The organism is Pseudomonas mosselii, from assembly GCF_005796105.1.
In the GTDB taxonomy this organism is placed as follows: Bacteria; Pseudomonadota; Gammaproteobacteria; order Pseudomonadales; family Pseudomonadaceae; genus Aquipseudomonas; species Aquipseudomonas mosselii_C.
Map to the genome: position 1 here is coordinate 1 of NZ_VAUO01000058.1, position 357 is coordinate 357.

The following is a 357-nucleotide window of genomic DNA, read 5'->3' on the forward strand; positions in this document are numbered from 1 at the left end:
TTGCACAGGTCCAGGGCTTTCTCATACACCGTCACGTCACTGTCGACGCCAGCCACCAACTTGCAGTCCTGCACATTGATCTGGACGACCGTGGTGCTTTCATCGCCATCGGCGTCGCGGATGGTGTAGACGAAGCTGTCGTAGGCCCACGGCGGCAACACGCTGTTGGCGTTGGCATGGTAAGTGGCGTTGCCTTGGGCATCGAGGGTCAGGTAACCGTACAAGCCAGTGATCTGCTCACCCACGTGGCCGATGGCCGAGGTGGAGGTATCGTGGCCTGCGCGTACACCGACCACGTACTGGCCATCTGCGAGCACATCGGCGCCAATCACATCGTTGGCCAGCACATTACCGCTG

The 357-nt window shown here is 60.5% G+C and carries 1 protein-coding gene; it reads right to left on the reverse strand.

Annotation, left to right across the window (positions count from 1 at the left end; translation table 11 throughout):
• Positions 1–357, reverse strand: a 357-nt coding sequence (locus FEM01_RS24055) for an Ig-like domain-containing protein (RefSeq protein WP_138221897.1), incomplete at both ends; no start/stop codon positions are given.